Annotated in this window: 29 protein-coding genes and 1 other annotated feature; of the genes, 15 read left to right on the top strand and 14 right to left on the bottom strand. The window is 37.1% G+C overall.

The window, feature by feature from the left end:
- Window positions 1-50 precede the first annotated feature (50 nt).
- Entirely contained in the window at window positions 51-539 is a 489-nt protein-coding gene (gene folA, locus KP710_RS05185; protein ID WP_065265383.1) for a type 3 dihydrofolate reductase, read from the top strand.
- On the opposite strand, the gene tadA is transcribed toward folA, so the two are convergent.
- The 6 genes from tadA to ampD all read right to left on the bottom strand — a co-directional run bounded on the left by tadA (window position 540) and on the right by ampD (window position 5,213).
- Window positions 540-1,073, bottom strand: a complete 534-nt coding sequence (gene tadA, locus KP710_RS05180) for a tRNA adenosine(34) deaminase TadA (protein WP_111407638.1) — start codon at window positions 1,071-1,073, stop codon at window positions 540-542.
- Entirely contained in the window at window positions 1,073-1,924 is an 852-nt protein-coding gene (locus KP710_RS05175) for a thymidylate synthase (RefSeq protein WP_065265381.1), read from the bottom strand. The genes tadA and KP710_RS05175 overlap by 1 nt, the downstream gene beginning before the upstream one ends.
- Before the next feature lie 9 nt (window positions 1,925-1,933).
- Window positions 1,934-2,737, bottom strand: coding sequence for a prolipoprotein diacylglyceryl transferase (gene lgt, locus KP710_RS05170; RefSeq protein WP_252346373.1), 804 nt, complete (start codon window positions 2,735-2,737; stop codon window positions 1,934-1,936).
- A gap of 8 nt (window positions 2,738-2,745) precedes the next feature.
- The gene (locus tag KP710_RS05165) at window positions 2,746-3,543 is read right to left on the bottom strand and encodes a sulfite exporter TauE/SafE family protein (protein ID WP_065265379.1); all 798 of its coding nucleotides are present in this window, start codon (window positions 3,541-3,543) and stop codon (window positions 2,746-2,748) included.
- Window positions 3,537-4,133: an RNA pyrophosphohydrolase gene (gene rppH, locus KP710_RS05160; protein WP_065265378.1), complete on the bottom strand. Its 597-nt coding sequence runs from the start codon at window positions 4,131-4,133 to the stop codon at window positions 3,537-3,539. Before rppH ends, KP710_RS05165 begins: the two co-directional genes overlap by 7 nt.
- Window positions 4,134-4,658: 525 nt before the next feature.
- Window positions 4,659-5,213 (bottom strand): 1,6-anhydro-N-acetylmuramyl-L-alanine amidase AmpD, encoded by a 555-nt coding sequence (gene ampD / locus KP710_RS05155; RefSeq protein WP_065265377.1) that lies wholly within the window; start codon window positions 5,211-5,213, stop codon window positions 4,659-4,661.
- Between the two features lie 114 nt (window positions 5,214-5,327).
- On the opposite strand from ampD, the gene ppdD reads away from it, so the two are divergent.
- From ppdD to KP710_RS05135, 4 genes are read left to right on the top strand one after another with little or no spacing between them, the layout of a single operon-like run.
- Window positions 5,328-5,768 carry a prepilin peptidase-dependent pilin gene (ppdD, locus tag KP710_RS05150; RefSeq protein WP_046938705.1) on the top strand — a complete coding sequence of 147 codons (441 nt, stop codon included), beginning with the start codon at window positions 5,328-5,330 and terminating at the stop codon, window positions 5,766-5,768.
- Window positions 5,765-7,159, top strand: coding sequence for a GspE/PulE family protein (locus tag KP710_RS05145; RefSeq protein WP_065265376.1), 1,395 nt, complete (start codon window positions 5,765-5,767; stop codon window positions 7,157-7,159). Before ppdD ends, KP710_RS05145 begins: the two co-directional genes overlap by 4 nt.
- Window positions 7,156-8,373 (top strand): type II secretion system F family protein, encoded by a 1,218-nt coding sequence (locus KP710_RS05140; protein WP_065265375.1) that lies wholly within the window; start codon window positions 7,156-7,158, stop codon window positions 8,371-8,373. The genes KP710_RS05145 and KP710_RS05140 overlap by 4 nt, the downstream gene beginning before the upstream one ends.
- Window positions 8,373-9,062 carry a prepilin peptidase gene (locus tag KP710_RS05135; protein WP_065265374.1) on the top strand — a complete coding sequence of 230 codons (690 nt, stop codon included), beginning with the start codon at window positions 8,373-8,375 and terminating at the stop codon, window positions 9,060-9,062. The genes KP710_RS05140 and KP710_RS05135 overlap by 1 nt, the downstream gene beginning before the upstream one ends.
- Window positions 9,063-9,321: 259 nt before the next feature.
- Here the strand turns inward: KP710_RS05135 and era are convergent, their stop codons facing one another.
- The 5 genes from era to grcA all read right to left on the bottom strand — a co-directional run bounded on the left by era (window position 9,322) and on the right by grcA (window position 14,309).
- Window positions 9,322-10,230, bottom strand: a complete 909-nt coding sequence (gene era, locus KP710_RS05130; protein WP_065265373.1) for a GTPase Era — start codon at window positions 10,228-10,230, stop codon at window positions 9,322-9,324.
- The gene (rnc, locus tag KP710_RS05125; protein ID WP_005628729.1) at window positions 10,227-10,910 is read right to left on the bottom strand and encodes a ribonuclease III; all 684 of its coding nucleotides are present in this window, start codon (window positions 10,908-10,910) and stop codon (window positions 10,227-10,229) included. The genes era and rnc overlap by 4 nt, the downstream gene beginning before the upstream one ends.
- A 1-nt stretch (window position 10,911) precedes the next feature.
- Window positions 10,912-11,961, bottom strand: coding sequence for a signal peptidase I (gene lepB, locus KP710_RS05120; protein ID WP_065265372.1), 1,050 nt, complete (start codon window positions 11,959-11,961; stop codon window positions 10,912-10,914).
- 8 nt (window positions 11,962-11,969) lie between these two features.
- Window positions 11,970-13,766, bottom strand: a complete 1,797-nt coding sequence (gene lepA, locus KP710_RS05115) for a translation elongation factor 4 (protein WP_065265371.1) — start codon at window positions 13,764-13,766, stop codon at window positions 11,970-11,972.
- A 159-nt stretch (window positions 13,767-13,925) separates the two neighbouring features.
- Window positions 13,926-14,309, bottom strand: a complete 384-nt coding sequence (gene grcA / locus KP710_RS05110; protein ID WP_005628746.1) for an autonomous glycyl radical cofactor GrcA — start codon at window positions 14,307-14,309, stop codon at window positions 13,926-13,928.
- Between the two features lie 290 nt (window positions 14,310-14,599).
- Here grcA and ung point away from each other — a divergent pair, with 290 nt between their 5' ends.
- Window positions 14,600-15,286, top strand: coding sequence for a uracil-DNA glycosylase (gene ung / locus KP710_RS05105; RefSeq protein WP_215770974.1), 687 nt, complete (start codon window positions 14,600-14,602; stop codon window positions 15,284-15,286).
- Here the strand turns inward: ung and priC are convergent.
- Complete coding sequence (gene priC / locus KP710_RS05100; RefSeq protein ID WP_065265369.1) at window positions 15,274-15,852, bottom strand: primosomal replication protein PriC; 579 nt, start codon at window positions 15,850-15,852, stop codon at window positions 15,274-15,276. The two genes, ung and priC, sit on opposite strands and share 13 nt — an antisense overlap.
- 29 nt (window positions 15,853-15,881) lie before the next feature.
- Window positions 15,882-17,234, bottom strand: a complete 1,353-nt coding sequence (locus KP710_RS05095; RefSeq protein WP_065265368.1) for a Na+/H+ antiporter family protein — start codon at window positions 17,232-17,234, stop codon at window positions 15,882-15,884.
- 103 nt (window positions 17,235-17,337) lie between these two features.
- Window positions 17,338-17,460 (bottom strand) — a sequence feature (His leader region).
- Between the two features lie 116 nt (window positions 17,461-17,576).
- On the opposite strand from KP710_RS05095, the gene KP710_RS05090 reads away from it, so the two are divergent.
- From KP710_RS05090 to KP710_RS05065, 6 genes are all read left to right on the top strand, one after another.
- Window positions 17,577-17,732: a hypothetical protein gene (locus KP710_RS05090; RefSeq protein ID WP_165818733.1), complete on the top strand. Its 156-nt coding sequence runs from the start codon at window positions 17,577-17,579 to the stop codon at window positions 17,730-17,732.
- A gap of 117 nt (window positions 17,733-17,849) precedes the next feature.
- Complete coding sequence (locus KP710_RS05085) at window positions 17,850-18,803, top strand: ABC transporter permease (protein WP_165818742.1); 954 nt, start codon at window positions 17,850-17,852, stop codon at window positions 18,801-18,803.
- A complete protein-coding gene (locus KP710_RS05080) occupies window positions 18,796-19,755 on the top strand; it encodes an iron chelate uptake ABC transporter family permease subunit (protein WP_065265366.1) in 960 nt (319 codons plus the stop codon). The genes KP710_RS05085 and KP710_RS05080 overlap by 8 nt, the downstream gene beginning before the upstream one ends.
- The gene (locus KP710_RS05075) at window positions 19,746-20,507 is read left to right on the top strand and encodes an iron ABC transporter ATP-binding protein (protein ID WP_065265365.1); all 762 of its coding nucleotides are present in this window, start codon (window positions 19,746-19,748) and stop codon (window positions 20,505-20,507) included. The genes KP710_RS05080 and KP710_RS05075 overlap by 10 nt, the downstream gene beginning before the upstream one ends.
- Before the next feature lie 10 nt (window positions 20,508-20,517).
- The gene (locus KP710_RS05070; protein ID WP_065265364.1) at window positions 20,518-21,426 is read left to right on the top strand and encodes a siderophore ABC transporter substrate-binding protein; all 909 of its coding nucleotides are present in this window, start codon (window positions 20,518-20,520) and stop codon (window positions 21,424-21,426) included.
- A gap of 46 nt (window positions 21,427-21,472) precedes the next feature.
- Window positions 21,473-22,354, top strand: coding sequence for an alpha/beta hydrolase (locus tag KP710_RS05065; protein ID WP_083071917.1), 882 nt, complete (start codon window positions 21,473-21,475; stop codon window positions 22,352-22,354).
- 68 nt (window positions 22,355-22,422) lie between these two features.
- Here KP710_RS05065 and KP710_RS05060 read toward each other — a convergent pair whose 3' ends face one another.
- The gene (locus tag KP710_RS05060) at window positions 22,423-22,710 is read right to left on the bottom strand and encodes a YfcZ/YiiS family protein (RefSeq protein WP_065265362.1); all 288 of its coding nucleotides are present in this window, start codon (window positions 22,708-22,710) and stop codon (window positions 22,423-22,425) included.
- 135 nt (window positions 22,711-22,845) lie between these two features.
- Here KP710_RS05060 and KP710_RS05055 point away from each other — a divergent pair, with 135 nt between their 5' ends.
- The 3 genes from KP710_RS05055 to mutH all read left to right on the top strand — a co-directional run bounded on the left by KP710_RS05055 (window position 22,846) and on the right by mutH (window position 25,562).
- Window positions 22,846-24,285: an outer membrane protein transport protein gene (locus KP710_RS05055; protein ID WP_243583122.1), complete on the top strand. Its 1,440-nt coding sequence runs from the start codon at window positions 22,846-22,848 to the stop codon at window positions 24,283-24,285.
- A gap of 75 nt (window positions 24,286-24,360) precedes the next feature.
- Window positions 24,361-24,900, top strand: coding sequence for a methylated-DNA--[protein]-cysteine S-methyltransferase (locus KP710_RS05050; protein ID WP_111407636.1), 540 nt, complete (start codon window positions 24,361-24,363; stop codon window positions 24,898-24,900).
- Window positions 24,897-25,562 carry a DNA mismatch repair endonuclease MutH gene (gene mutH / locus KP710_RS05045; protein WP_111407635.1) on the top strand — a complete coding sequence of 222 codons (666 nt, stop codon included), beginning with the start codon at window positions 24,897-24,899 and terminating at the stop codon, window positions 25,560-25,562. Before KP710_RS05050 ends, mutH begins: the two co-directional genes overlap by 4 nt.
- Window positions 25,563-25,615: the final 53 nt, after the last annotated feature.

Here is a 25,615-nt window from a genome sequence, read left to right as displayed (position 1 = left end):
GAAAAATCACTTAATATCAGGTATAGTAAAGTAAATTTTAGGGGAAATTTATGACATTGAGTTTAATTGTAGCGACAACCTTGAATAATGTGATTGGTAAAGATAATCAGATGCCTTGGCATTTACCTGCAGATTTGGCATGGTTTCGCCGTAATACAACAGGTAAGCCTGTAATAATGGGGAGAAAAACTTTTGAAAGTATCGGGAGGCCCTTGCCAAAACGAATAAATATCGTACTTTCTCGTCAACCGTTTGAACATGAAGGGGTAATTTGGAAAAATAGTTTTGAAAGTGCGGTTAATTTTGTGAATGATTGCGATGAAATTATGCTAATCGGTGGTGGTGAATTATTTAAACAATATTTACCAAAAGCGGATAAACTTTATCTTACACAAATTCAATCTGAAATTGAAGGAGATACATTTTTTCCCACACTTGATTGGAACGAATGGATCGTTGAATTTGAAGAATATCGTCAGGCTGATGAAGATAATGAGTATGACTGTCGATTTTTGATTCTTGTTCGTAGCGAAAAATAATTATCTTTCTTCATAAGATACTACATGCAATTGCTGCTTTTGTTTTTCTGCTTTTTTCTGTTCACGGCGTTTCTGAAAAAATGCGCTTAATTTATGACTACACTCTTCTGCTAATACACCAGATGTAATCTCCAGAGTATGATTCATCTTGTAGTCATCAAAAAAATGGAAACGCGATCCAACAGCCCCAGTTTTATAATCAGAAGCGCCGAACACAAGGCGTTTAATTCTACTATGCAAAATCGCCCCTGCACACATTGTGCAAGGCTCCAATGTCACATAAAGCGTGGTATTCAGTAAGCGATAATTTTGGAGATGTTTTGCTCCGTCTCGCAAAGCGATAATCTCAGCATGTGCAGTAGGATCGCTTTGAAAAATGGAGAGATTCCAACCTTCTCCAATAATATTTCCAGCGTCATCAACCAAAACCGCCCCCACAGGAATCTCACCTAACGCTTCCGCTTTATCCGCAAGATCAAGGGCATGGCGCATCATTTTCTCGTCAAATTCTGACCGCACTTTTGCTACATCCATTAGACGGAAAAAGGATATTTAATCGGCTCATGAGATTGATAGCCAATGACTTTGAAATCATCCATCGTGACCCAAGTTTCTAAATCCTCAAGGCTTTTTATATATGGATTGATTTCTAATTTTGGCAATGGGAAAGGCTCGCGTTTAAGTTGTACATCACGCATTAACTCAAGCTGATCTTCATAAATATGTGCATTTACAATTTTATGATATGCCTTGCCTGGTTTTTTACCCGCAATCTGTGCCATAAGCGCCAAGAAAGTAAACACCTGAATTTGATTGAAATTCAATCCAAGTGGAACATCACAGGAACGTTGATAACTAGTAAGATGTAAAGTATCGCCCACAAGAGAAAAAGTATGCGTATGCATACAAGGACGAAGACAACCAAGATCAAACTCCCCTGGGTTAAAGAAGGTTAAAATTTCCCCTCTATCATCAATTCCCTTGGTCAAATTATTAACAATTTTGCGTAGCTGATCGATGGTTTCACCATTAGGTTTACGCCATGCTCTGCCTTGCACACCATATACGCGTCCCATATCATCAACGCCTCTACGGTGAGGATTCGCGAGCCATGCGGCATTTTCATTCGCATTGGCATCCCAAGTTTTAGTACCAAGTGCGCGGAAATCAGCAGCATTGTTATATCCACGAATATAACCTAAAAATTCAGCAATGGCTGCTTTCCAATAACTTTTACGCGTGGTTATCAACGGAAATTGATTATTCGCCACATCATATTCTAAATCTGCATTAATAACTGTGAGACAACGCTTACCTGTACGCTCATTGGCAACCCATTCACCTTCATTAACAATGCGACGACAAAGATCAAGATATTGCTTCATAAAAATCTCCTATTTTATTACCGCACTTTTGCGTGAATACGCCCAAGACATAATTAAAACTCCACCAATAATCATTGGCAAGCAAAGCGCTTGTCCTCGCGTAATAACTCCAAAGAAATTTTCAACTTCAGGTTCACGTACATATTCCACAATAAAACGGAAGATGCCATAACCAATTAAGAATAAGCCGGCTACAGAGCCCATTGGACGTGGCTTTTTAATAAAAATATTCAGAATGGCAAACAACACTATGCCTTCTAGAAAAGCTTCATAAAGTTGTGATGGATGGCGAGGAAGTAATAGAGGATCATTCGGGAAAATCATTGCCCAAGGTACATCCGTTTCGCGTCCCCACAGCTCAAGATTAATGAAATTACCAATTCGGCCTAAACCTAAACCAAACGGAATCAAAGGCGCAACAAAATCAGCCGTTTGCCAAAAATTACGTTTTTGTGAATAAGACGTCCAAATCATGGCAACAATGACGCCTATTAATCCGCCATGGAAAGACATTCCACCTTCCCAAACACGGAACAAATAAAGTGGCTCTTGTAAGAAACGATCCAAATTATAAAAAAATACATCGCCAACACGTCCGCCAATAAATACGCCCATAAAACCGTTGAAAAGTAAAGTATCAACTTGCTCCACTGTCCAACCGCTATTTGGGCGACTAGCACGGCGAACCGCAAGCCAGCGTGCAAAAATAAAACCCAAAAGGTACATCAAACCATACCAACGTAAGCCGATATTGCTATCACCAAGAGTAAAAATGGTTGGATCAAAATGTGGAAGTGTTAGGTATTGATTCATAATTTCCCTTATTTTAGAAACATATTAATAGCAATAGCGATTAGTAATACTGCAAAACCTTTTTTCAATGTAGTTACAGGCAGTTTTGCAGTGGCATTTGCACCAAGTTTTGAAGTGAAAAATGATGTCGTAGTAATACCTGCAACAGCAGGTAAGTAAATATAGCCTAAAGAATATTCAGGCATACTAGGATTACCTAAGCCTCCTAGCATAAAACTAAACATCCCAGATGTGCCGAGTAGCATGCCACAAAATGCCGAAGAACCAATAGCCTTTTTCATATCAATACCACGTGAAGTTAAAAATGGTACGATAAAGCCGCCTCCGCCGATACCCGCGGCACTGGATGCGATACCAATTAAAATGCCACCAATAATGGAAGATAAGGTAGTTAAAGGTTTTATTTTCTTGTGTGATTTAGGTTTAATAGATAACACCATTTTTATGGCAAGATAGATAACTAGGCAGGCAAATAATTTTGATGAAATATCACGATCCAGTTTTCCGATAAAAAAACCGAAAATAAAGACAGTTAGCATGATGGAAGGTGCAAGAATCTTCACTGCTTTCCAGACAACATTACCTAATTTATGGTGACGTTGAGCTGATGAAAATCCAGTGATAACAATAGTGGCAAAAGAAGTACCAAGTGCAGTAGACATGAGAAGCGGTTCAGGTACTCCCATAATGGGTAGCAGATAGACTAACGTAGGAACAATGACTAATCCACCACCAATACCAAAAAGACCCGCTAAAAAGCCTACAACAGCGCCAACTAACAAGCAAAGTATGAGAAAAGTTAGCATGAATCATTCCTTGTTTTATAAAACGGACGTTTAGAATATTTCGATGTATTGCGCTTTTTATTATATGAATAATGCTTTTGTTCTGTATCATATATAGTCGTATGAATAGGAGGATTATCTGAGAACAATATGTTAGAAAATTCCTTCATTGCCTTACGATATACATCCTTTTTAAAGGATACAACTTGGCGAACAGGATACCAAAAACTCACCCAACGCCATCCATCAAATTCTGGCGATTTGGTTGTTTGCATATTGATATTTTTTTCATCGCCGACAAGCTGTAACAAAAACCAGCGTTGTTTTTGCCCTATACACATCGGTTTGCTGTCATAACGCAACAAACGTTTTGGTAATTTATAACGCAACCAATGCTTAGATACATATAAAATGCGCACATCTTTAGGCTGTAGACCAACTTCTTCGTACAGTTCACGATACATCGCTTGCTCGGCACTTTCATTATCATTAATGCCACCTTGTGGAAACTGCCACGAATTTTGCCCACAGCGCTTCGCCCAAAGCACTTGCCCGTTGCGATTACAAATCACAATACCCACATTTGGACGGTAGCCATCAAAATCGATCACTATCGTTTTACCTTAAATTTTTCATATAAAAATAGTCTGCAGATTGTTTCATAAATCAGTGTTTTTATCAACCAAAGGGCTGATTACACAATAAAATACACAGATTGTGGATAACATTGTGAATAATGGATTTCTGATTGTGAATTGATTAAGTAAAAACAGGAAAGGATCCTTATCACATAGAACTTGAAAATAAATTGAGTTATTTCCAATCAAAAGATCTAAAACAAAAATAAACCGCACTTTTTACACACAAAAATGCAAGAAAGTGCGGTAAAAAAATACAATTTTTAAAGCGATTCCATTCATCAAAGATCTTTTGGTCATCTCTTTGAGTTATTCAATATTTCTGTGGATAAAATTGTGGTTGAGAAAATCCATAATGTTGTATAACTCAAACAAACCTTTCCAAGATAATTCCAAGGTAAAATTTATCCATTTAAATTCAAGTATTTAGCAGCAAAATATGACAATGTTTGTAATACACAAAAGTCTCTAAATTTTAATGTCTAATTTTTGAACAAATTATTTTAGTCTAGCAAAATAACGCTCCCAATCAAAATATTGACCTGGATCGATCTTACGTCCTGGCGAAATATCACAATGCCCAACAATTCGATCTTTCGTAATCTTAGGATAACTTTTCATGATTAGGTTAGTTAATTCTTGCAATGCCAAATACTGCTCATTAGTAAAAGGTTGTTCATTACTACCTTCCAACTCAATTCCAATGGCAAAATCATTACATTTTTCTCGCCCTTGAAAGCTAGATAATCCAGCATGCCAAGCCCTTTGGTTAAAATTAACATATTGCGTGATTCGCCCATCTCGTTCAATCAAACAATGGGCTGACACACGCATTTGATGAATTTCTTTAAAATAAGGGTGAATCTTAGGATCTAATTTCCCTTGAAAAAAATCATCCACATATCCGCCACCAAATTGTTCTGGCGGTAAGCTAATGTAATGGATCACAAGAAGTGAAATATCCTGTAAATCTGGACGTTCATCAAAATGCGGAGATGGAATTTGTCGACAATCAGTCAGAAATCCTTTCTCAATATCTTTTATTTTTCGCATACATTTTTCCTATTTTTGCGATCAGGATCGCAGAAAAAGTGCGGTTTGTTTTACAAAACCATTTTCCCTTTTCACAATATTTCAGCCAATAAAGGCTTAACGAAAGGAAAATAAATGAAACTAACTACACAAACTACCTTGAAAAAAGGCTTTACATTAATTGAATTGATGATAGTCATCGCCATCATCGCGATTTTAGCTACTATCGCTATTCCTTCTTATCAAAATTATACCAAAAAAGCCGCGGTATCCGAATTACTGCAAGCATCTGCACCTTATAAGTCAGATGTGGAATTATGCGTTTATAGCACAGGTAAACCTTCCAGTTGCTCGGGAGGAAGCAATGGAATTGCGGCTGATATTACAACAGCAAAAGGCTATGTAAAATCAGTGACAACAAGCAACGGTGCAATAACAGTAGCGGGTAATGGTACATTAGACGGAATGAGTTACACACTTACTGCTGAAGGCAATAGTGCAAACGGCGTTACATGGAAAACTACCTGTGGTACAACGAATGCCGATATTTTCCCTGCTGGATTCTGTTCAAAATGATCGACTTAACTAGTGCAAAACCTCGTGTAAAAGCACAAAATGGCGAGATATTTACGATCTCGCCAGAATTATGGGGGCGTAATCAGCAACAACAGTCGCTACTCTTACGTTATTTTGCGTTACCACTCAAAGAAGAAAATAATCGTCTTTGGTTAGGTGTCGATTCCCTTTCTAATCTTTCTGCCTGTGAAACTATTGCGTTTATAACCGGTAAACTTGTTGAGCCTGTTTTATTAGAAAGCACTCAACTTAAAGAACTATTACAACAACTTGCCCCTAATCAACTTCAAGTGGAAGAGCAAGTTAAATACTACCAACATCAAGAACAGTCTCATCTTGAACAACAAGATGACGAGCCCGTCATTCGATTACTTAATCAAATTTTTGAATCCGCTTTACAAAACAATGCCTCAGATATTCATTTGGAGACTTTATCGGATCATTTCCAAGTGCGGTTTAGAATTGACGGTGTTTTACAAGCTCAGCCTCCACTTAGCAAAAATTTAGCGAATCGAATTATTTCTCGCCTAAAACTGCTCGCTAAATTAGATATTAGTGAAACCCGCCTTCCACAAGATGGACGATTTCAATTTAAAACTACGTTTTCTGATATTCTTGATTTCCGTCTTTCAACGTTACCAACTCATTGGGGAGAGAAAGTTGTCCTGAGAGCACAGCAAAATAAACCAGTAGAACTCAGCTTTTCTGAACTAGGCATGACTGAAAATCAACAGCAAGCATTTCAATGCGCACTTAGCCAACCACAAGGATTAATTTTAGTAACTGGCCCAACAGGAAGTGGGAAAAGTATCTCACTTTACACCGCACTTCAGTGGCTGAATACACCAGATAAACATATTATGACCGCTGAGGATCCCATTGAAATTGAGCTTGATGGCATTATTCAAAGCCAAATTAATCCACAGATTGGATTAGATTTTAGCCGTCTATTGCGCACTTTTTTACGTCAAGATCCCGATATCATTATGCTAGGTGAAATTCGAGATGAAGAAAGTGCAATGATTGCACTACGTGCCGCTCAAACGGGGCATTTGGTGCTTTCAACTTTACATACCAATGATGCAATATCTGCCATTTCTCGCTTACAACAACTCGGTATTCAACAACATGAAATTGAAAACAGTTTACTGCTCGTCATTGCGCAACGTCTTGTACGAAAAATCTGTCCAAAGTGCGGTGGAAATTTAATAAATTCTTGTGATTGCCATCAAGGTTATCGAGGTCGAATCGGCGTGTATCAATTTCTACATTGGCAGCAGAATGGTTATCAAACGGATTTTAAAAATTTACATATGAGTGGTTTAGAAAAAGTGAGCCAAGGTATAACAGATGAGAAAGAAATTGAACGTGTGTTAGGTAAAAACTCATGACTAAAAAACTCTTTTATTATCAAGGTAGTAACGCATTAAATCAGAAACAAAAAGGCTCAATTATTGCGGATACGAAACAACAAGCATACTTTCAATTAATAAGCCGCGGGCTTACTCACATCAAATTACAACAAAACTGGCAATTTGGGGCAAAGCCCAAAAATTCAGAAATTAGCGAATTACTCAATCAATTAGCGACATTGCTACAGTCCGCAATTCCGTTAAAAAACAGCCTGCAAATTTTGCAACAAAATTGTACTCAAATTATGCTCAACGAATGGCTTGAGCGACTGCTTCAATCTATTGAATCTGGTTTAGCATTCTCACAAGCCATTGAACAACAAGGGAAATATCTCACTCAACAAGAAATTCAACTGATTCAAGTGGGAGAAATGACGGGAAAACTTTCCGTTGTTTGTAAAAAAATAGCCACACATCGTAGCCAATCTTTAGCATTACAACGCAAATTACAGAAAATTATGCTGTACCCCTCAATGGTGTTAGGAATTTCTCTATTATTGACGCTCGCATTACTGCTTTTTATCGTGCCTCAATTTGCTGAAATGTACAGTGGTAATAATGCTGAGTTACCAACAATAACCGCAATATTGCTCTCTATATCTAATTTTCTTAAGCAAAATATTGGGATTTTGCTATTTTTCGCTTTTAGTTTTTTTCTATTTTATTACTTCTATCTAAAACGCCAGACTTGGTTTCATCAAAAGAAAAATCAACTCCTCTCTATTACGCCTATTTTTGGCACAATTCAAAAGCGTTCACGTTTAGTGAACTTTAGTCAAAGTTTACAAATTATGTTGCAGGCCGGCGTACCGCTTAATCAAGCACTAGACAGTTTTCTCCCTCGCACACAAACGTGGCAAACCAAGAAAACGCTTGTAAATGACATCGTATTAGATAAAGAAGTGCGGTCAATTTTACAATGGGTTTCTCAAGGCTATGCGTTTTCTAATAGCGTAAGTAGCGAGCTTTTCCCAATGGAAGCACAACAAATGCTCCAAATTGGTGAGCAAAGCGGAAAACTCGCTTTGATGCTAGAGCATATTGCGGATAATTACCAAGAAAAACTTAACCATCAAATTGACTTACTCTCACAAATGTTAGAACCATTAATGATGGTGATCATCGGCAGTCTGATTGGGATTATTATGATGGGAATGTATTTACCTATCTTTAATATGGGCGCAGTGATTTAATGATTTACTTAGCCTCATTTTTATTCGGTGGGATTAGTGGCGTAGTTTTATGGTGCTATGTATCGGAGTTTATTACTTGTTTACAGAAAGATATTTATGATGCTTATATTGAATTGTTCCCAGAAAATGCCCCATTTTTTCAACCTGATGCTTCTACAATTCAACAGAAAAAGTGCGGTCATATTTTAGTTTACTTTTTTAGTGTCGGTTTTTTATTTCTCTTTTTGCATTTGATATTAAAAAATGAATCTCTCTTATTATGGGCTGGAGTAGTACTTCTTATGCTTTGGACAATGAGTTACCTTGATTGGCATTATCAACTTATTTCTCCAACGCTTTGCTTAGCATTATTTGCTTTAGGCGTATTAGGGGCTTATTTCTATTTTTCCCCTTTATCGTTAATCGAAAGCTTGCAAAGCTCAGCTGGTTTCTTCTTTGTTTTTGGGCTCATTTATGGAGGGGCAAAAGTTTATTATGGTAAGGAAGTTTTTGGTAAAGGTGATTGGTGGTTGTCATTAGGGTTAGGTAGTTTTACTCCATTGTCACATTTACCACACTTTTTACTCATAGCGTGCTTATTAGGAATCGTTTTTACATTGGTTTATCGACGAAAATCCCGATTCTTACCCTTTGCACCTTTTATGTGTATATCGGCAATCGTGTTATTTATTGTCCAAATTTATACTTAATTTGTACTATTTATGCCAAATAATTTAAATATAGGATGTTTATTTACCACATTTTATAATCAAAGCTTGTTAGTTGGATTCCTCCGCAATTTTGATCCCTATATAGTAGATAAAAGATTGAAAAAGTAGTTGCTAAATTGAATCAATAGGAAAAATAAAAGGATATTTTTTATGGAAAATTTATAACTGTTATAAATAGAAAAATCGCATTATGCCTAGCATAATGCGATTTTAAGAATATCAGAAATATTACCGCACTTTATTCATCCATATATCCTAAACTACGCAGTGCACGTTCATCATCTGCCCAACCTGACTTCACTTTCACCCAAAGTTCAAGATGGACTTTGTTATCAAATAAACGTTCCATATCAGCGCGTGCTTCCATACCAATAGTTTTAATTTTTTGACCGCCCGCACCAATTACCATTTTTTTCTGGCCTTCACGTTCAACGAGAATTAGTCCATTTATTTCATAAGTGCCACGTTCATTCACTTTGAACTGTTCGATTTCAACAGTAACAGAATAAGGTAATTCTTCACCGGTAAAACGCATTAATTTTTCACGGATTATTTCCGATGCCATGAAACGTTGCGAACGGTCTGTGACATAATCTTCTGGAAAATGATGGACACCTTCGCGTAAAGATTGGCGTACAATTTTCTCTAATTCATGAACATTATTACCACGCTGTGCAGAAATTGGCACAATGTGAGCAAAATTAAATTTACTGCTAAGTTCCGTAATAAACGGTAACAAATCATCTTTATTTTTGATGTTATCTACTTTGTTAATAGCTAACACAACTGGTGCTTTTGCATTGCGTAATTTGTTTAGCACCATCTCATCATCTGCATTCCAGTGTGTGCCATCTACGACAAAAATAATTAAATCAACATCGCCGATAGCACTACTTGCTGCGCGGTTCATTAAACGGTTAATCGCACGCTTCTCTTCAATATGAAGTCCTGGAGTATCCACATAGATTTCTTGATACGCCCCTTCAGTTTTAATCCCAACAATACGGTGACGTGTAGTTTGAGCTTTACGCGATGTAATTGAAATTTTTTGTCCTAAAATTTTATTTAAGAGCGTTGATTTACCCACATTTGGGCGACCTACGATAGCAATAAAGCCGCAATAGGTTTTGTCGAATTTTTCGGTCATTTGATGTCCAGTTCTTTTAAAATTTGTTCTGCTGCCGCTTGTTCAGCTTTACGACGGCTAGATCCTTTTGCCACAAAAGTGCGGTCAATTTTATCCGCACTTTTCACTTTGCATTCAACAGTGAAAATTTGACAATGGGCTTCCCCTTGAATATTGACCACTTCATAAGTTGGCAATGGTAGATGTTTACCCTGTAAATATTCTTGTAAACGAGTTTTCGCATCTTTTTGGTTATCACCAGGTTTAATTTCAGCCAATAATTGTTGATACCAATTTCGAATCACTTGGGTCGTCACAGCCAATCCTTGATCCAAAGACATTGCGCCAATAATCGCTTCTACACAATCGGCAAGAATAGATTCTCGGCGAAAACCACCGCTCTTTAGCTCACCAGAACCAAGCGACATATAATCGCCCAATTCAAATTGACGCGCTAAAATCGCTAAAGTGGGCTCTCTCACCAAAGTAGCTCGCATACGGCTCAGTTCACCTTCATTACAACGTGGAAACTGATGATAAAGCGCCTCAGCGATAGTAAAATTAAGAATAGAATCGCCTAGAAATTCTAGGCGTTCATTATGTTGAGTCGCCGCACTTCGATGCGTAAGTGCCTGCTTTAAAAGCGCAATATCATTAAAACGATAACCGATTTTACGCTCAAGTCGATCTAAATGATTCATCTTATTTTATTGCTGTAAAGAAACGATCAAAGCGGAAACCGGTTGGCCATTCATTCGCTTCTTTTTCTAAGCTCATCCAAATATAAGTGGCTTTACCCACAATATTTTTTTCAGGCACAAAGCCCCAGAAACGGCTATCATCGCTGTGATCACGGTGATCCCCCATCACAAAATACTGCCCTTCTGGCACAAGCCATTCTGCAGTTTGCATACCTTCTTGTGGGAAAAACTCAGGACCTGAATAACGACGATATTCACTAATTAATACATTGTGTGTCACATCACCTTTTTCAGTCAATTCTAATTCATTCGGAAAGGCTGGATTTGTTGGATTTTGTGTATATTCAAACGCTTTGGTTTCACAATCAATTTCACAAGGTTTACCTTCTTTTCCATATACCACTTTTAACGTTTTTTGTTCCGCATCAAAAATGACGCGGTCTCCGCCTTTTCCAACAATACGTTTAATATAATCGACACCAGACATATTATCTTTTGAACTTAACGCAAGATTTTCTGCAAAAGCAGCTCGAGTTGCACCTAGGCCCGTGCGAATTAAAGCTTGTTCAGGTGCCTTGAATACAATGACATCTCCACGTTGAGGTTTATTTCCAGCAATAATTGTATTTTGGAAAATAGGATCTTTGATGCCATAAGTATATTTGTTTACGATTAAAAAATCGCCCACTCGTAGGGTTGACTCCATTGAGCCAGAAGGAATTTGAAATGGTTCGAATAAAAAAGAACGCACTAAGAATACGACAGAAAGTACTGGAAAAAGAGATGATAAAAATTCAGAAGCCTCAGAAACCGGTTCAATTTTTGCTTTTTCTTCATCTGTTAATGCCTGACCTGAACGCTGTTCAGCACGTGCGATTTTACGATTCCGTTTTGGCGTTACCACAAAATAATGGTAGCACCATAAGACCCCTGAAAGTGCGGTCAAAATTAGCAGTACAATACTGAATGTGTTTGGTAATTGGAAATAATCCAATAATTTCCATACTCCAAAACCAACAGCTAGTAAAATTACAAAAAATAAATTTGACATAATTTCCCTTATTTATCTTTTCCTACATGTAAAATTGCTAAAAACGCTTCTTGTGGTACTTCTACATTACCTAAAGATTTCATACGTTTTTTACCTTCTTTCTGTTTCTGTAAGAGTTTTTTCTTACGGCTCACGTCTCCACCATAACATTTTGCTAATACGTTCTTACGTAATTGTTTTACCGTAGAACGAGCAATAATGTGGTTTCCAATTGCCGCTTGAATAGCAATATCAAATTGCTGACGAGGAATTAACTCACGCATTTTTTCAACCAATTCACGCCCACGATATTGTGAATTATCTTTATGAACGATTAAAGCCAAAGCATCTACTCGTTCACTGTTAATCATAATATCCACGCGAACCATATCTGCAGCTTGGAAACGTTTAAAACCGTAATCTAACGAAGCATAACCACGCGATGTTGATTTTAATCGGTCAAAGAAGTCTAGAACAACTTCGCCCATTGGAATTTCATAAGTCAGCGCAATCTGATTACCGTGATATACCATATTAGTTTGCACGCCACGTTTTTCCACACAAAGAGTAATGACGTTACCTAAATATTCTTGCGGCACTAACATATTACATTCTGCAATCGGCTCGCGGATTTCAGCAATATTATTAAGCGGAGGCAATTTTGATGGACTATCGACGTAAACAACATCACCATTCGTTAACTGCACTTCGTAAATTACTGTTGGTGCAGTAGTGATAAGATCTAAATCATACTCACGTTCTAGACGCTCTTGAATGATTTCCATATGTAAAAGGCCAAGGAAACCACAACGGAAACCAAAACCAAGTGCGGTAGAATTTTCTGGCTCATAGAAAAGTGAGGCATCATTTAAACTTAATTTGCCGAGAGCATCGCGAAACGCTTCATAATCATCAGAACTTACAGGGAAAAGTCCAGCATAAACTTGCGGTTTTACTTTTTTAAAGCCTGGTAAAACTTCAGTTGCAGGATTATGTTGAAGCGTTAAAGTATCCCCAACTGGCGCACCTAAAATATCTTTAATCGCACAAACTACCCAACCAACTTCACCACATTCTAAAATAGTAGTATCTTCTTGTTTTGGCGTGAAAATCCCTAAACGGTCTACATTGTAAGTTTGTCCGGTAGACATCACTTTAATTTTATCGCCTTTACGTAATACCCCGTTTTTAATGCGAACTAAAGATACCACGCCCAAATAGTTATCGAACCAAGAATCAATAATCAATGCTTGTAATGGCGCATTAGGATCACCTTCTGGTGCAGGAATTTTTGCAACGATTTCTTCTAATACATCTTCGATACCGACACCCGTTTTAGCTGAGCATCGAACCGCTTCCATCGCATCAATTCCCACGATATCTTCAATTTCTTCCGCTACGCGTTCAGGATCTGCGGCAGGCAAGTCGATTTTGTTTAAAATCGGTACCACTTCTAAATCCATTTCGATTGCGGTATAACAGTTTGCTAAGGTTTGAGCTTCTACTCCTTGACCTGCATCGACTACCAACAACGCCCCTTCACAAGCAGCAAGAGAGCGAGACACTTCATAGGAAAAGTCCACGTGTCCCGGTGTATCGATAAAGTTTAATTGATAAGTTTCGCCATCTTTGGCTTTATAATTTAAAGTAACACTTTGTGCTTTGATGGTAATTCCACGCTCACGCTCAAGATCCATAGAATCTAGCACTTGCGCTTCCATTTCGCGATCCGAAAGGCCACCACAAGTTTGAATCAAACGGTCAGAAAGCGTCGATTTACCGTGGTCAATATGGGCAATAATAGAAAAGTTGCGAATATTCTTCATAAAAGATAGTTTTTCTCAAAAAAATCAATAAATTTAACTGGCGGATTGTACCTGAAAAGCATGGAAATCGCTAGGGATGAAAGGGAAAAGTGCGGTCAAATTTTAGATAAAACAAAACCCCGAATTAATTCGGGGTTTCTTTTTTCATTCAAGCTGAAATTATAGGCTTTCAGTGAAAGTACGAGTGATAACGTCGCGTTGTTGTTCCGGAGTTAAAGAGTTGAAACGTACTGCGTAACCAGAAACACGGATAGTTAATTGTGGATATTTATCTGGGTTATTTACCGCATCTTCTAAAGTTTCACGACGTAATACGTTTACGTTTAAATGTTGGCCACCTTCAACTTTAACAGTTGGTGCTACGTTTACTGGTAATTCACGGTATTCGATTTGACCTAATTCGCTCACTGCAACAACTTGGTCTTCAGCGAATTCGCCTTTTGCACATAAGCAACGAGCTTCATTTTTTTCGCTGTCTAACAACCAGAATGAATTAAGCAAATTGTCATTTGCCGCTTGAGTAATTTGAATACCTTTAATCATAATAGCCTCCTAATTGGCATTGAATAATCATAAAAACTGTATAAATTTTATCAAATAATTTGAAGGTTTCAAATTATTTTAGATTTTTTTGATAAAGAACAGGTTATCTTTTTAGGATAATTTTAAAAACTTGATCTAAATTAAGTTTTGGTCATTTCTATAGAGGTTTATTTAAAATTGTTTAACATTAATTTAACTTTTAAGCTTTTTATTACCTTAATTTTTTTGTTTATAATAAGAACATAAGAACATAAGAACATAAGAACAAACTTATTAATAGGATCACAATAATGAAAACCTGGACAGATGTTATCGGAAAAGAAAAAGAACAACCTTACTTTCAACATGCACTACAACAGGTTCATCTTGCAAGAGCAAGCGGGAAAACGATTTATCCCCCACAAGAAGATGTATTTAATGCATTCAAATATACCGCTTTTGAAGATGTGAAAGTGGTGATTCTAGGTCAGGATCCTTATCATGGTCCAAACCAAGCTCATGGATTGGCTTTTTCTGTAAAACCAGAGGTAGTCATTCCCCCTTCCCTATTAAATATGTATAAAGAACTCACACAAGATATTTCTGGATTTCAAATGCCATCACATGGTTATTTAGTCAAATGGGCAGAACAAGGAGTATTGTTGCTCAACACTGTGCTTACCGTGGAGCGTGGTATGGCTCATTCACATGCTAATTTCGGTTGGGAGACATTCACCGATCGTGTTATTGCTGCGCTTAATGAACATCGTGAAAAACTCGTATTTTTACTTTGGGGTAGTCACGCACAAAAAAAAGGGCAAATTATTGACCGCACTCGTCACCTTGTTTTAACGGCTCCGCATCCTTCCCCGTTGTCAGCACATCGAGGTTTCTTTGGCTGTCATCATTTTTCCAAAACGAATAAATATTTAGAAGAAAATGGGATAAATCCCATTGATTGGCAGATTAAATATGATAATCCCCATTATAAAGAGTGATTTTCTTGTTCTTCTTTGAATGCCAAATATTCTTCTAATAAATCTATCGCATCTTGGCATTTTTGATGGCGTTGCTTATAACGTTCTGCGAGCTGTGTATGGCGAATCACATCATCGTGAAGGGGAGATGTTCGTGCTAAATCACATTGTTCCTGGTAAAGTTTATTTAGTTTTTCTAATGCTTCATAATATTTTTCTAGACGTTCTCTTGGCGGTAACCTGTGAATGTTATGTTGTGGACTTTTAACGGGCGCGAATGTAGCTGATGAGGATTGAGTATTTAACGTATTTTTTTTGCGTGCTAATGCTTCTGAAAGCACCGTACACTGAACCACTAAACGTTCTGCTAGATAGGCATAGTGAGTGGGAATGTCTGATTCTAACATTTTAATCTTATCAAGCGTTTGTTTTAGCTCAGTTAGATAAAAACCGACAGTTTGCCCGTACTCACTAAATAAAGAGCGGTCAAATTTAGCAAAGATTTTTTCTTCACGTTGAGGTAAATAATCCTGATAAAGATGTTGAACTTTTTGTTCCAGACGTTGAATAAGTAATTGAATCGACATAAAAATCCCCCAACGGGGGATTATAATCGCTAAAGATACATGGCTGCAATCCAGCCAAACACTAATAATGGAATATTATAGTGAATAAAGGTTGGAACAACGGAATCCCAAATATGATCGTGTTTGCCATCCATATTTAATCCTGATGTTGGACCCAATGTTGAATCAGAGGCGGGGGAGCCTGCATCTCCTAAGGCGGCAGCAACACCTACAATGGCTACAGTGGCTAATGGAGAAAAACCGAAAGATAAACAAAGTGGCACATAAATAGAAGTAATAATCGGCACTGTAGAGAATGACGACCCAATTCCCATGGTAATTAATAACCCGACTAGTAACATTAGAAACGCCGCTAACCCTTTGCTCTGTACCGCACCATTACTTAAACCTTGAACCAAATCCGTGACGCCTGTTGTTGCATTAATGACATTCGCAAAACCAGATGCGGCAATCATCACAAAGCCGATCATCGCCATTAAATGTAACCCTTTTTGAAAAATATCATTACTTTCTTTAAGTTTAAAAATACCAAATACAGCAAAAATAATTAACCCGACTAGCCCACCAATAATAGTTGAACTTGTCATTAATTGCGTGGTAAATGTGGCTATAATCGCAATGACACTGGCAATAATTTGTTTTGATTTAATGTTTGCAATGTGAGCTTCAATTTCTTTTGTCGTGGGTTCTTCAATAGTAACATCATATTCACGTGGCTTGCGATAACTAATAAATACAGCAATAAACAGGCCTAAAATCATACCGCTTACAGGCAAGAGCATCGCAAGAGAAACTTGTGTAACATCAGTATGTAATCCAAGAGCTTCACCCGCTTGATTAATATTTTTTACCAAAATACTTTCAATAAAAATTTTACCGAAACCAACGGGAAGCAACATATAAGTAGCGGTTAAACCAAAGGTGAGTACACAAGCGATAGCTCGGCGATCGATTTTTAAACGATTAAAAATAGAAAGTAGTGGCGGCACAACAATAGGAATAAAGGCAATATGTACGGGAAGAAGATTTTGTGATGAAATGGCAAATAAGGCGAGCACCCCAAAAATAAAATATTTAAACCATACTAAGTTGCTAGAAGTAGGCTTTTTATTCATTTTGGTAATAATTTTATAAGCAATTAAATCAGTGATACCTGATTTAGAAATCGCAATAGCAAACGCACCAAGCATCGCATAATTCATCGCCACCTCAGCACCGCCACCTAAGCCACCAGTGAAGGTTTCAATAGTTTTACTTAAACTTAGATCACCGCAAAGCCCAGCTGTGAGAGAGGCAATCACAAGAGCAATAATTACATTAATACGCAGTAAGCTAAGAGTGAGCAAAACAATGATCGAAATAACAACAGGATTTGATAACATTTTGTTTTTCCTTATAAATTAAATAGTGAATACTGTACTGTAAAAATTTGATGTGTTGAATAAATAATGATGTTGCATAGTATAATCTCCTTTTATCGTCATAAAATAAAACCCCTCGAAAGTTGCCTTCCGAGGGGTAACATTTAGATTATCCTGTCAGCTCGGAAGAAATCTTCCAAGCACACCAAAAACCTGAAAGATTATTCAGTTAAAATGGTGATGATAGTGACGACGGATAATAAACATATTAAATCTCCAAATAGATACTAGCCGCCAAGTTACTGGAAAAATAAGGAGAATGCAACAAGTTTTTATATTTTTATAGAATAGCTATGTGAGGTGATGATTCGTCAGCTACAACCGACAGAGCAGGTTTACCAGTTGGATCGATTATTTAATCAACTAAATAGTGTTGAAAGAGATAAATTAATTTCGTTAATTGAGCAAATAATCGAATGGAAAAATAGCGGAAAAAACTACCGCACTTTTATTGAGTAAAGTGATGTATTATTTTCCTGCTCTGAAAAGATAAACTAGACACGTATTTAATTTAAATTTCTTTTAATCATTCAATATGCTATCCTCTTATAATCAATAATTATTCTCATTATAATGATGTTTAAACGGCGATATTGGATTTTTCTGCTTATTTTGCTTTCGGTTATTTCACTTTTTCTTGGGGTAAGTTCCGTCACTATGAGGGGCTTATTCAATTTGGAAGATAGTCAATGGCAAATATTTCTAGATAGTCGAGTGCCTCGTTTAGTGAGTATTTTGATTGCTGGTGCTTCTTTAAGTATTTGTGGGTTGGTGATGCAGCAATTAAGCAGAAACCGTTTTGTTTCTCCCACAACTGCAGGCACAATGGATAGTGCGCGTCTTGGCATTTTATTGGCCATTCTCTTTTTTCCAGGTGCATCAATGCTTTTAAAAACAGCTATTGCTGTGCTTGTTTCTTTTATTGGTTCGCTATTATTTATGAGCATTCTTTCCCATTTAAAGTTTAAAGATACTATTTTTGTGCCATTGGTGGGAATGATGTTTGGCAATGTGATCAGTTCAATCACCGCATTTATTGCATATCAACAAGATTTATTGCAAAACCTCTCTGGTTGGCTTCAAGGGGACTTTTCACTAGTGATGAGTGGGCGCTATGAATTGCTTTATTTTAGCCTGCCGATGCTGATTATTTCTTATTTATTTGCACAGCGTTTTTCGATTGTAGGAATGGGAAAAGATTTCGCTACTAATCTTGGGTTAAATTATAACCAAGTGCTTTATATAGGTTTGCTTATTGTATCGACAGTTTCATCGATTATTATTGTTTCTGTAGGGGTAATTCCTTTTCTGGGTCTTATCATTCCAAATTTAGTCACACTATATTTGGGCGATAATCTCAAAAAAATTCTTTCTCACACCACACTTTTAGGTGCTGTTTTTGTATTGTTTTGCGATATTTTGGGGCGTTGTTTGATTTACCCTTATGAAATTTCTATTAATGCAGTGGTTGGTGTGATGGGGAGCGGTATTTTCTTGTATTTTTTATTGAAAAGGTACCGTCATGCGTAAATCATCCTTACTTCGTATTGCGATTTTAGGCATATTAGCACTTGTCAGTATTGTATTATTTCTTGGGTATCATTTACCAAATCGTTGGCAATATGCTTTAAATAATCGGGCATTAACGATATCCGCTATTGTGATAACCGGCATTGCTATTGCCCTTGCAACGATGCTATTTCAAACAGTGGTGAATAATCGTATTCTCACACCAAGTATTTTAGGGCTAGATTCATTGTATTTACTGATTCAAACTGGGATTTTATTTTTATTTGGTTCAAAGACATTGTTGTCTATCAATCCTTTTGTTCTATTTCTTATGAGTACAGGTGTAATGATTGGTTTTATGCTTGTGCTTTATCATTTCTTATTTAAAAGAGAATCACAAAATATTTTCTTTTTATTGCTCGTTGGTATTGTTTTTGGCAGTTTTTTCGGTAGCTTAACCACCTTTATGGAGGTGTTGATTGATCCAAATGAGTTTCAAATTTCGCAAGATTTTGGTTTTGCGAGTTTTAATCGGATTAATACTAAGATTCTTTGGCTGGCGTTAGCGATGTTAGTGGCGGTGATTTTATATAGCCTACGTTACTGGAAGTATCTTGATGTGTTGGCACTAGGGCGAGAACAGGCACTGAATCTGGGTGTGGATTATCAACATATGGTTAAAAAATTGTTGATTATTGTAGCTATTTTAACATCTGTCTCGACCGCCCTTGTCGGCCCCTTAGTTTTTTTAGGGCTTCTTGTGATGAATATCACCTTTGAATTCATGCAGGATTATCGCCATAAACTCTTGATTCCTGCTGCGATGTTACTTGCTGTATTTACATTAGTTTGTGGGCAATTTTTATTGACACAAGTCTTTACATTCAGCACGCCGCTGAGCGTTATCATTAATTTTGTAGGCGGATTATATTTTCTTTCTTTGTTATTAAGAGCAAATAAAAAATGGCAGTAGAAATTAAGCATATTTGTAAATCTTATGGCGAAAAAAAAGTGGTGGATGATGTTTCACTCGTGATCCCAACAGGAAAAATCACTTCATTTATTGGGCCAAATGGGGCGGGGAAAAGTACCGTACTGGGTATTATCAGCCGCTTATTAACAGCTGATAGTGGCGAAGTCTATTTGAATCATTTGCCATTAAAAGAACAAAAAAACACTGATATTGCGCGCAAAATGGCGATATTAAAACAATCGAATCACGTTAATCTACGAATTACGGTGGAAGAATTAGTGGCATTTGGTCGTTTTCCTTACTCGAAAGGAAACCTAACAGAAATTGACCGCACTTTTATTGATAATGCCATTAAATATATGAACTTAGATGATATTCGTGAGCAATATATTGAAAACCTGAGTGGGGGACAACGACAACGGGCTTATATTGCCATGACACTAGCACAAGATACTGATTATATTTTGCTTGATGAACCACTGAATAATTTAGATATGAAACATTCAGTACAAATTATGCAAGTATTGAGAAAGCTTGTGACGGAACTGAACAAAACAGTAGTCATTGTGATTCATGATATTAATTTCGCCTCTTGCTATTCTGATTATATGGTTGCGATGAAGCGAGGAAAACTGGTCGCTCAAGGTTCAGTAGATGAGATAATGCAGTCAGAGGTGTTGCTGAATATTTATGATATGGAAATTCCAATTCAAGAAATTAACCAACAAAAAATTGCCGTGTATTTTAAATAGGAGATCCTTTATGAAAACATTAAAAAAATTAACCGCACTTAGCTTTGTTTTGTTTGCTTCTACGATGGCAAATGCGCAGGATATTATTGTTAAAAATGCAGCAGGAGAGCAAACCGTGCCGCAAAATCCACAAAAAGTAGTTGTGTTAGATTTTGGTGTAGCTGATACCCTACGAGCATTAGGAGAAACTGATAAAATAGTGGGCTTCCCTAAAGTAGGACATATTCCAACTTATTTAGATGAGTTTAAACAAGATAAATTTAAAGATGTTGGTTCATTACCTGAGCCAGCATTTGAGTCGATTAATGAACTGAATCCTGATCTGATTATTGCCGCACCGCGCCAACAAAAATTATTGGATAAATTGAAAGAAATTGCGCCCGTGTTCTATGTGGAAAATGATTACTCGAATTATTATCCAAGCTTCCAAGAAAATGTTACTGCATTAGGTAAAATCTTTAATAAAGAAGCACTAGCAAAAGCAAAATTAGATGCATTAGATGCTAAAGTGTCACAAGTCGCGAATGAGACGAAAGGAAAGACTGCCTTACTTGTGTTAGTGAATGAAAGTAAAATTAGTACCTTTGGTGATAATTCACGTTATAGTATGGTCTTCCAGAAATTTGGTTTTAAACCTGCTGATCCCAATATTAAGTCATCGACACATGGTATGAGTGTTGGATTTGAGTATCTTTTAGAAAAAAATCCAGATTATTTGCTTGTGGTAGATCGTACGGCGGCGGTGACAGATAAAGTCAATAATGCACAAAAGGTATTAGATAATGCTATTGTTCAACAGACTAATGCTTATAAAAATAAGCACATCATATATTTAGATGCGGCGAATTGGTATTTGGCGTTTGGTGGACTAGAATCAATGGAAGTGATTGCCGCAGAACTTGAGAAAGCCATAAAATAATTTCGACTATATCATCGGCCGTAGTAGTACGGTCGATATTTTAATCATGAAACGAATCTTCTTAACTCTTTTGACATGTATTGGTGCGTTTTTGAGTGTTTTTTATACGCCCATGATTCTTGCGACTCCTGATTTTATCATTCCTAAAATTAACGAAAATATGAATACACTTTATAAGATTCATCAAAAAGACCTTCTTTTTGAAAGTAAGCCATATCGTTTATTTATTGCGGAACCTAAGGTTAACAATAAACCATTATCAGTGCTTTATATGCTTGATGGTAATGCACAATTTCCCATTGCGGTTAATACGGTGGATCCTACTCAAGAGTTACCGCTTATTGTCGGAATTGGTTATGTGTCAGAGAATGCCTATGCCATAGCGGAACGTCAACGGGATTATACTTTTCCTGTGAATGGGGAGGATTTTAAAAATGGTGGAGGGGCTTCAGATTTTTTGCGTTTTATCCAAACCCAAGTTAAACCAGAAATTGAACAGCAATACCATATTAATCCTGAGAAACAGTTTTTCTTCGGGCATTCATTTGGTGGCCTATTCGGTTTATATGTATTATTTCACCAACCTAATTTATTTCAATATTACACATTAGCAAGTCCATCACTTTGGTGGGGGAATGGTTCATTTTTACCGCAAACAATGCCTTGGATTAAGTCAAGTCCTAAGCATATATTGATCACTTTAGGTGAATATGAAGAATATCCTGAGCGAGATCCAAAGCTTACATCAGAACAACTTCAACGTATTGAACAGCGTAAGAAAATGCGACCATTTAATGCGCCAAAATTGGCAGAGAAATTAGTACAGCAGGGTTATCCTGTGATATTTCGATGGATTTCTCATAAAAATCATGGGGATTCAATTGAGGATGCAATAAAACAAATGATGGAAGATTTACAATCAAAATAGGAAGAAGAAATTAACCGCACTTTAAAAAGTGCGGTTAATTTTTTGAGTATTTAGTGTGTTATTAAATACTAACGATTCGCCAGTTCAAAAATCATTGCCTCAGCTTGGCAACTAAAAGTGAAAGAGGCATTTAATTGAACGCCGTTTTTAGCTGCCACGATTTCGCTTTTAATTTCGCAAGGATCACTTTCTGTATCGCGAGCTTTCTTTGTTAATCGTTCAAGAGCTGCATTGGCATCAGCTTCAGTACTATAAAATTGATGTACTTCTACAGTGCAGTCAGAACCATCAATAATTGTGCCCACATCAACGCAGCTACAGGTTAAGGATTCTTCTGCTTTACATTTTACGGTCATTTTCTTTTCCTTATATGAATTTTTGTACATTTTATCATTTTTCTTATGAATGACAAAAATTGAACAAAATAGCCCATTAAATGCAAAAAGTTCCCGATAACTGGTCGGAACTCTAATGAAAACAAGGAAATGGATTTGCACTCAATAGATTCGGGTTTTAGAATCGCCCAGATTTTTATTCATAACAAAGGTTTCCAAATGAAAAAATTTAATCAATCTGTCTTAGCAACCGCAATGTTATTCGCTGCTGGTGGGGCAAGTGCGGCAGCGTTCCAATTATCTGAAGTATCGACTTCTGGTTTAGGTCGTGCCTATGCGGGTGAAGCGGCGATTGCAGACAATGCCTCTGTCGTGGCAACTAACCCAGCGTTGATGAGTTTATTTAAAACGAATCAATTTTCTGTGGGTGGTGTTTATGTTGATTCTAAGATTAATATGAGTGGTAATACCGATATTACTGCGTTAGGTAAAAATGTGGGTGCTCGTTTACCAAGTACTTCAACTAATCTTCATCAAAAAAATGTAGTTCCAGGTTCTCTTGTACCAAATATGTATTTTGTTGCACCGGTTAATGACAAAGTAGCGATTGGTGCAGGCATGAATGTGAATTTTGGTTTGAAAAGTGAGTATGATAACAAATATAACGGCGGTGTGTTTGGCGGCACAACAGATTTAACGGCGTTAAATTTAAACCTAAGCGGTTCTTATCGTATTACTGAAGGATTTAGTGCTGGTTTAGGCTTGAATGCGATTTATGCTCAAGCAAAAATTGAGCGTAGAGCTGGTGCTCTGGCTGATGCGGCTCAATATGTTGGTAATGCTGTACGCGCAGGAGCTATACAATTACCTCCTACAGCTGGTCCATTATTGGCTTCATTAAGTCGCGTTCAAAAAGATACTATTCTAACTCAATTACAAGACAAAGCAGCTTGGGCTTTTGCTTGGAATGCCGGTGTAATGTATCAATTTAATGAAAATCATCGAATTGGTTTAGCTTACCATTCTAAAGTAGATATTGATTTTACAGATCATACAGCAACTAGTTTACAAGCTCATCGTATTGGGCAAGAAGGTGGTTTAAAGCTTAATTTGCCTGATTACTTAGAGTTTTCAGGATTCCACCAATTAACTGAAAAATTTGCGATGCACTATAGTTATAAATATTCTCATTGGAGCCGTTTGAAAAACTTATATGCAACTTATCATGCTGATGGTGTAGAGGCATTTCATAAGAAAATGTACTACAGAAATAGTTCGCGTGTAGCATTAGGTGGAACTTATAATGTAGATGACAAATTAACTTTACGCGCAGGTATTGCTTATGATCAAGCTGCAGCAACTGAACATGCTAGTGCGGCAATTCCTGATACAGATCGTACTTGGTATAGCGTAGGTGCTACATATAAATTTACTCCAAATCTTTCAGTTGATTTAGGCTATGCTTATTTGAAAGGTAAAAAAGTTCATTTCAAAGAAGAGCAACGTATTAGTAATGGTGCGGTGGTTGTTACAGGCAATTACAGCTCTAAAGCAAGTGCTAACCTTTACGGTTTAAACTTAAATTATAGTTTCTAATCCGTTAAAAAATTTAGCATAATAAAGCACACTTCCACACGAAGTGTGCTTTTCTTTTATAAAATAAGGCGAAAAATGACCGCACTTTATTACACTTATTATCCTTCACCCGTCGGGCGGCTTTTGATTTTATCTGATGGTGAAAGTATTACACATATTGATTTTGAAAAAGAGCAATATGAGCCTAATCCGAAATGGCACAAGCAAGATGAATTGCCTGTTTTTCAAAAAGTGCGGTTAGCTCTTGAACGATATTTTAATGGGGAAGTTGAGCGGTTTGCAGACATTCCCTTAAAACCAGAAGGCACAGCGTTTCAACAAGCCATTTGGCAAGCCTTGCGCGAAATTGATTATGGCGAACTTTCAACTTATGGAGAGCTGGCGTTACGGATTAATAACCCGAAGGCTGTTCGTGCCGTGGGAGGCGCGATAGGGAGTAATCCGATTAGTATTATTATTCCTTGTCACCGCATTTTAGGCAAAGATCGTACTTTAACTGGTTTTGGTGGTGGCTTAGAGGCAAAACGTTTTTTATTACAGTTAGAGAAAATTCCCTATATTGATAAAGGCACTGAAAACACGAAGCCTCGCTTTTTTAAGAAATATCACGAATGATTCCACAGACCCTTGAACAATTGCTTTCCCAAGCGCAATCAATTGCTGGCTTAACTTTTGGAGAGTTAGCTGATGAACTGAATATTCCTATCCCGCCTGATTTAAAACGTGATAAAGGCTGGGTAGGAACGTTATTAGAGCGTGCTTTAGGCGCAACGGCAGGGAGTAAAGCTGAACAGGATTTTTCTCATTTAGGTGTTGAACTTAAAACGTTACCGATTAATGCGGAGGGTTATCCTCTTGAAACGACCTTTGTGAGCCTTGCCCCATTGGTACAAAATTCAGGAGTTAAATGGGAAAACTCCCACGTTCGTCATAAACTTTCTTGTGTACTTTGGATGCCTATTGAAGGCAGCCGTCATATTCCATTACGTGAACGCCATATCGGTGCACCAATTTTATGGAAGCCAACCGCTGAGCAAGAACGTCAATTAAAACAAGATTGGGAAGAATTGATGGATTTAATTGTACTTGGCAAATTGGATCAAATAACGGCTCGAATTGGTGAAGTGATGCAACTTCGCCCGAAGGGGGCAAATAGTCGGTCGATAACGAAAGGAATTGGGCGAAATGGTGAAGTGATAGAAACTTTACCTTTAGGATTTTATTTAAGAAAAGCATTCACAGCGGGTATTTTAAACGATTTTTTATTAAATCATTAGGCTTGCTAAAGTCGCCTAAATGCCAAAATTAACTAGCATTCTATTGTGCTTTA

It is taken from the genome of Haemophilus sp. SZY H35, assembly GCF_018829705.1.
GTDB lineage: Bacteria > Pseudomonadota > Gammaproteobacteria > Enterobacterales > Pasteurellaceae > Haemophilus > Haemophilus haemolyticus_K.
Note: the sequence above shows the minus strand (reverse complement) of the source record. Positions and strands in the feature narration are given on the sequence as shown.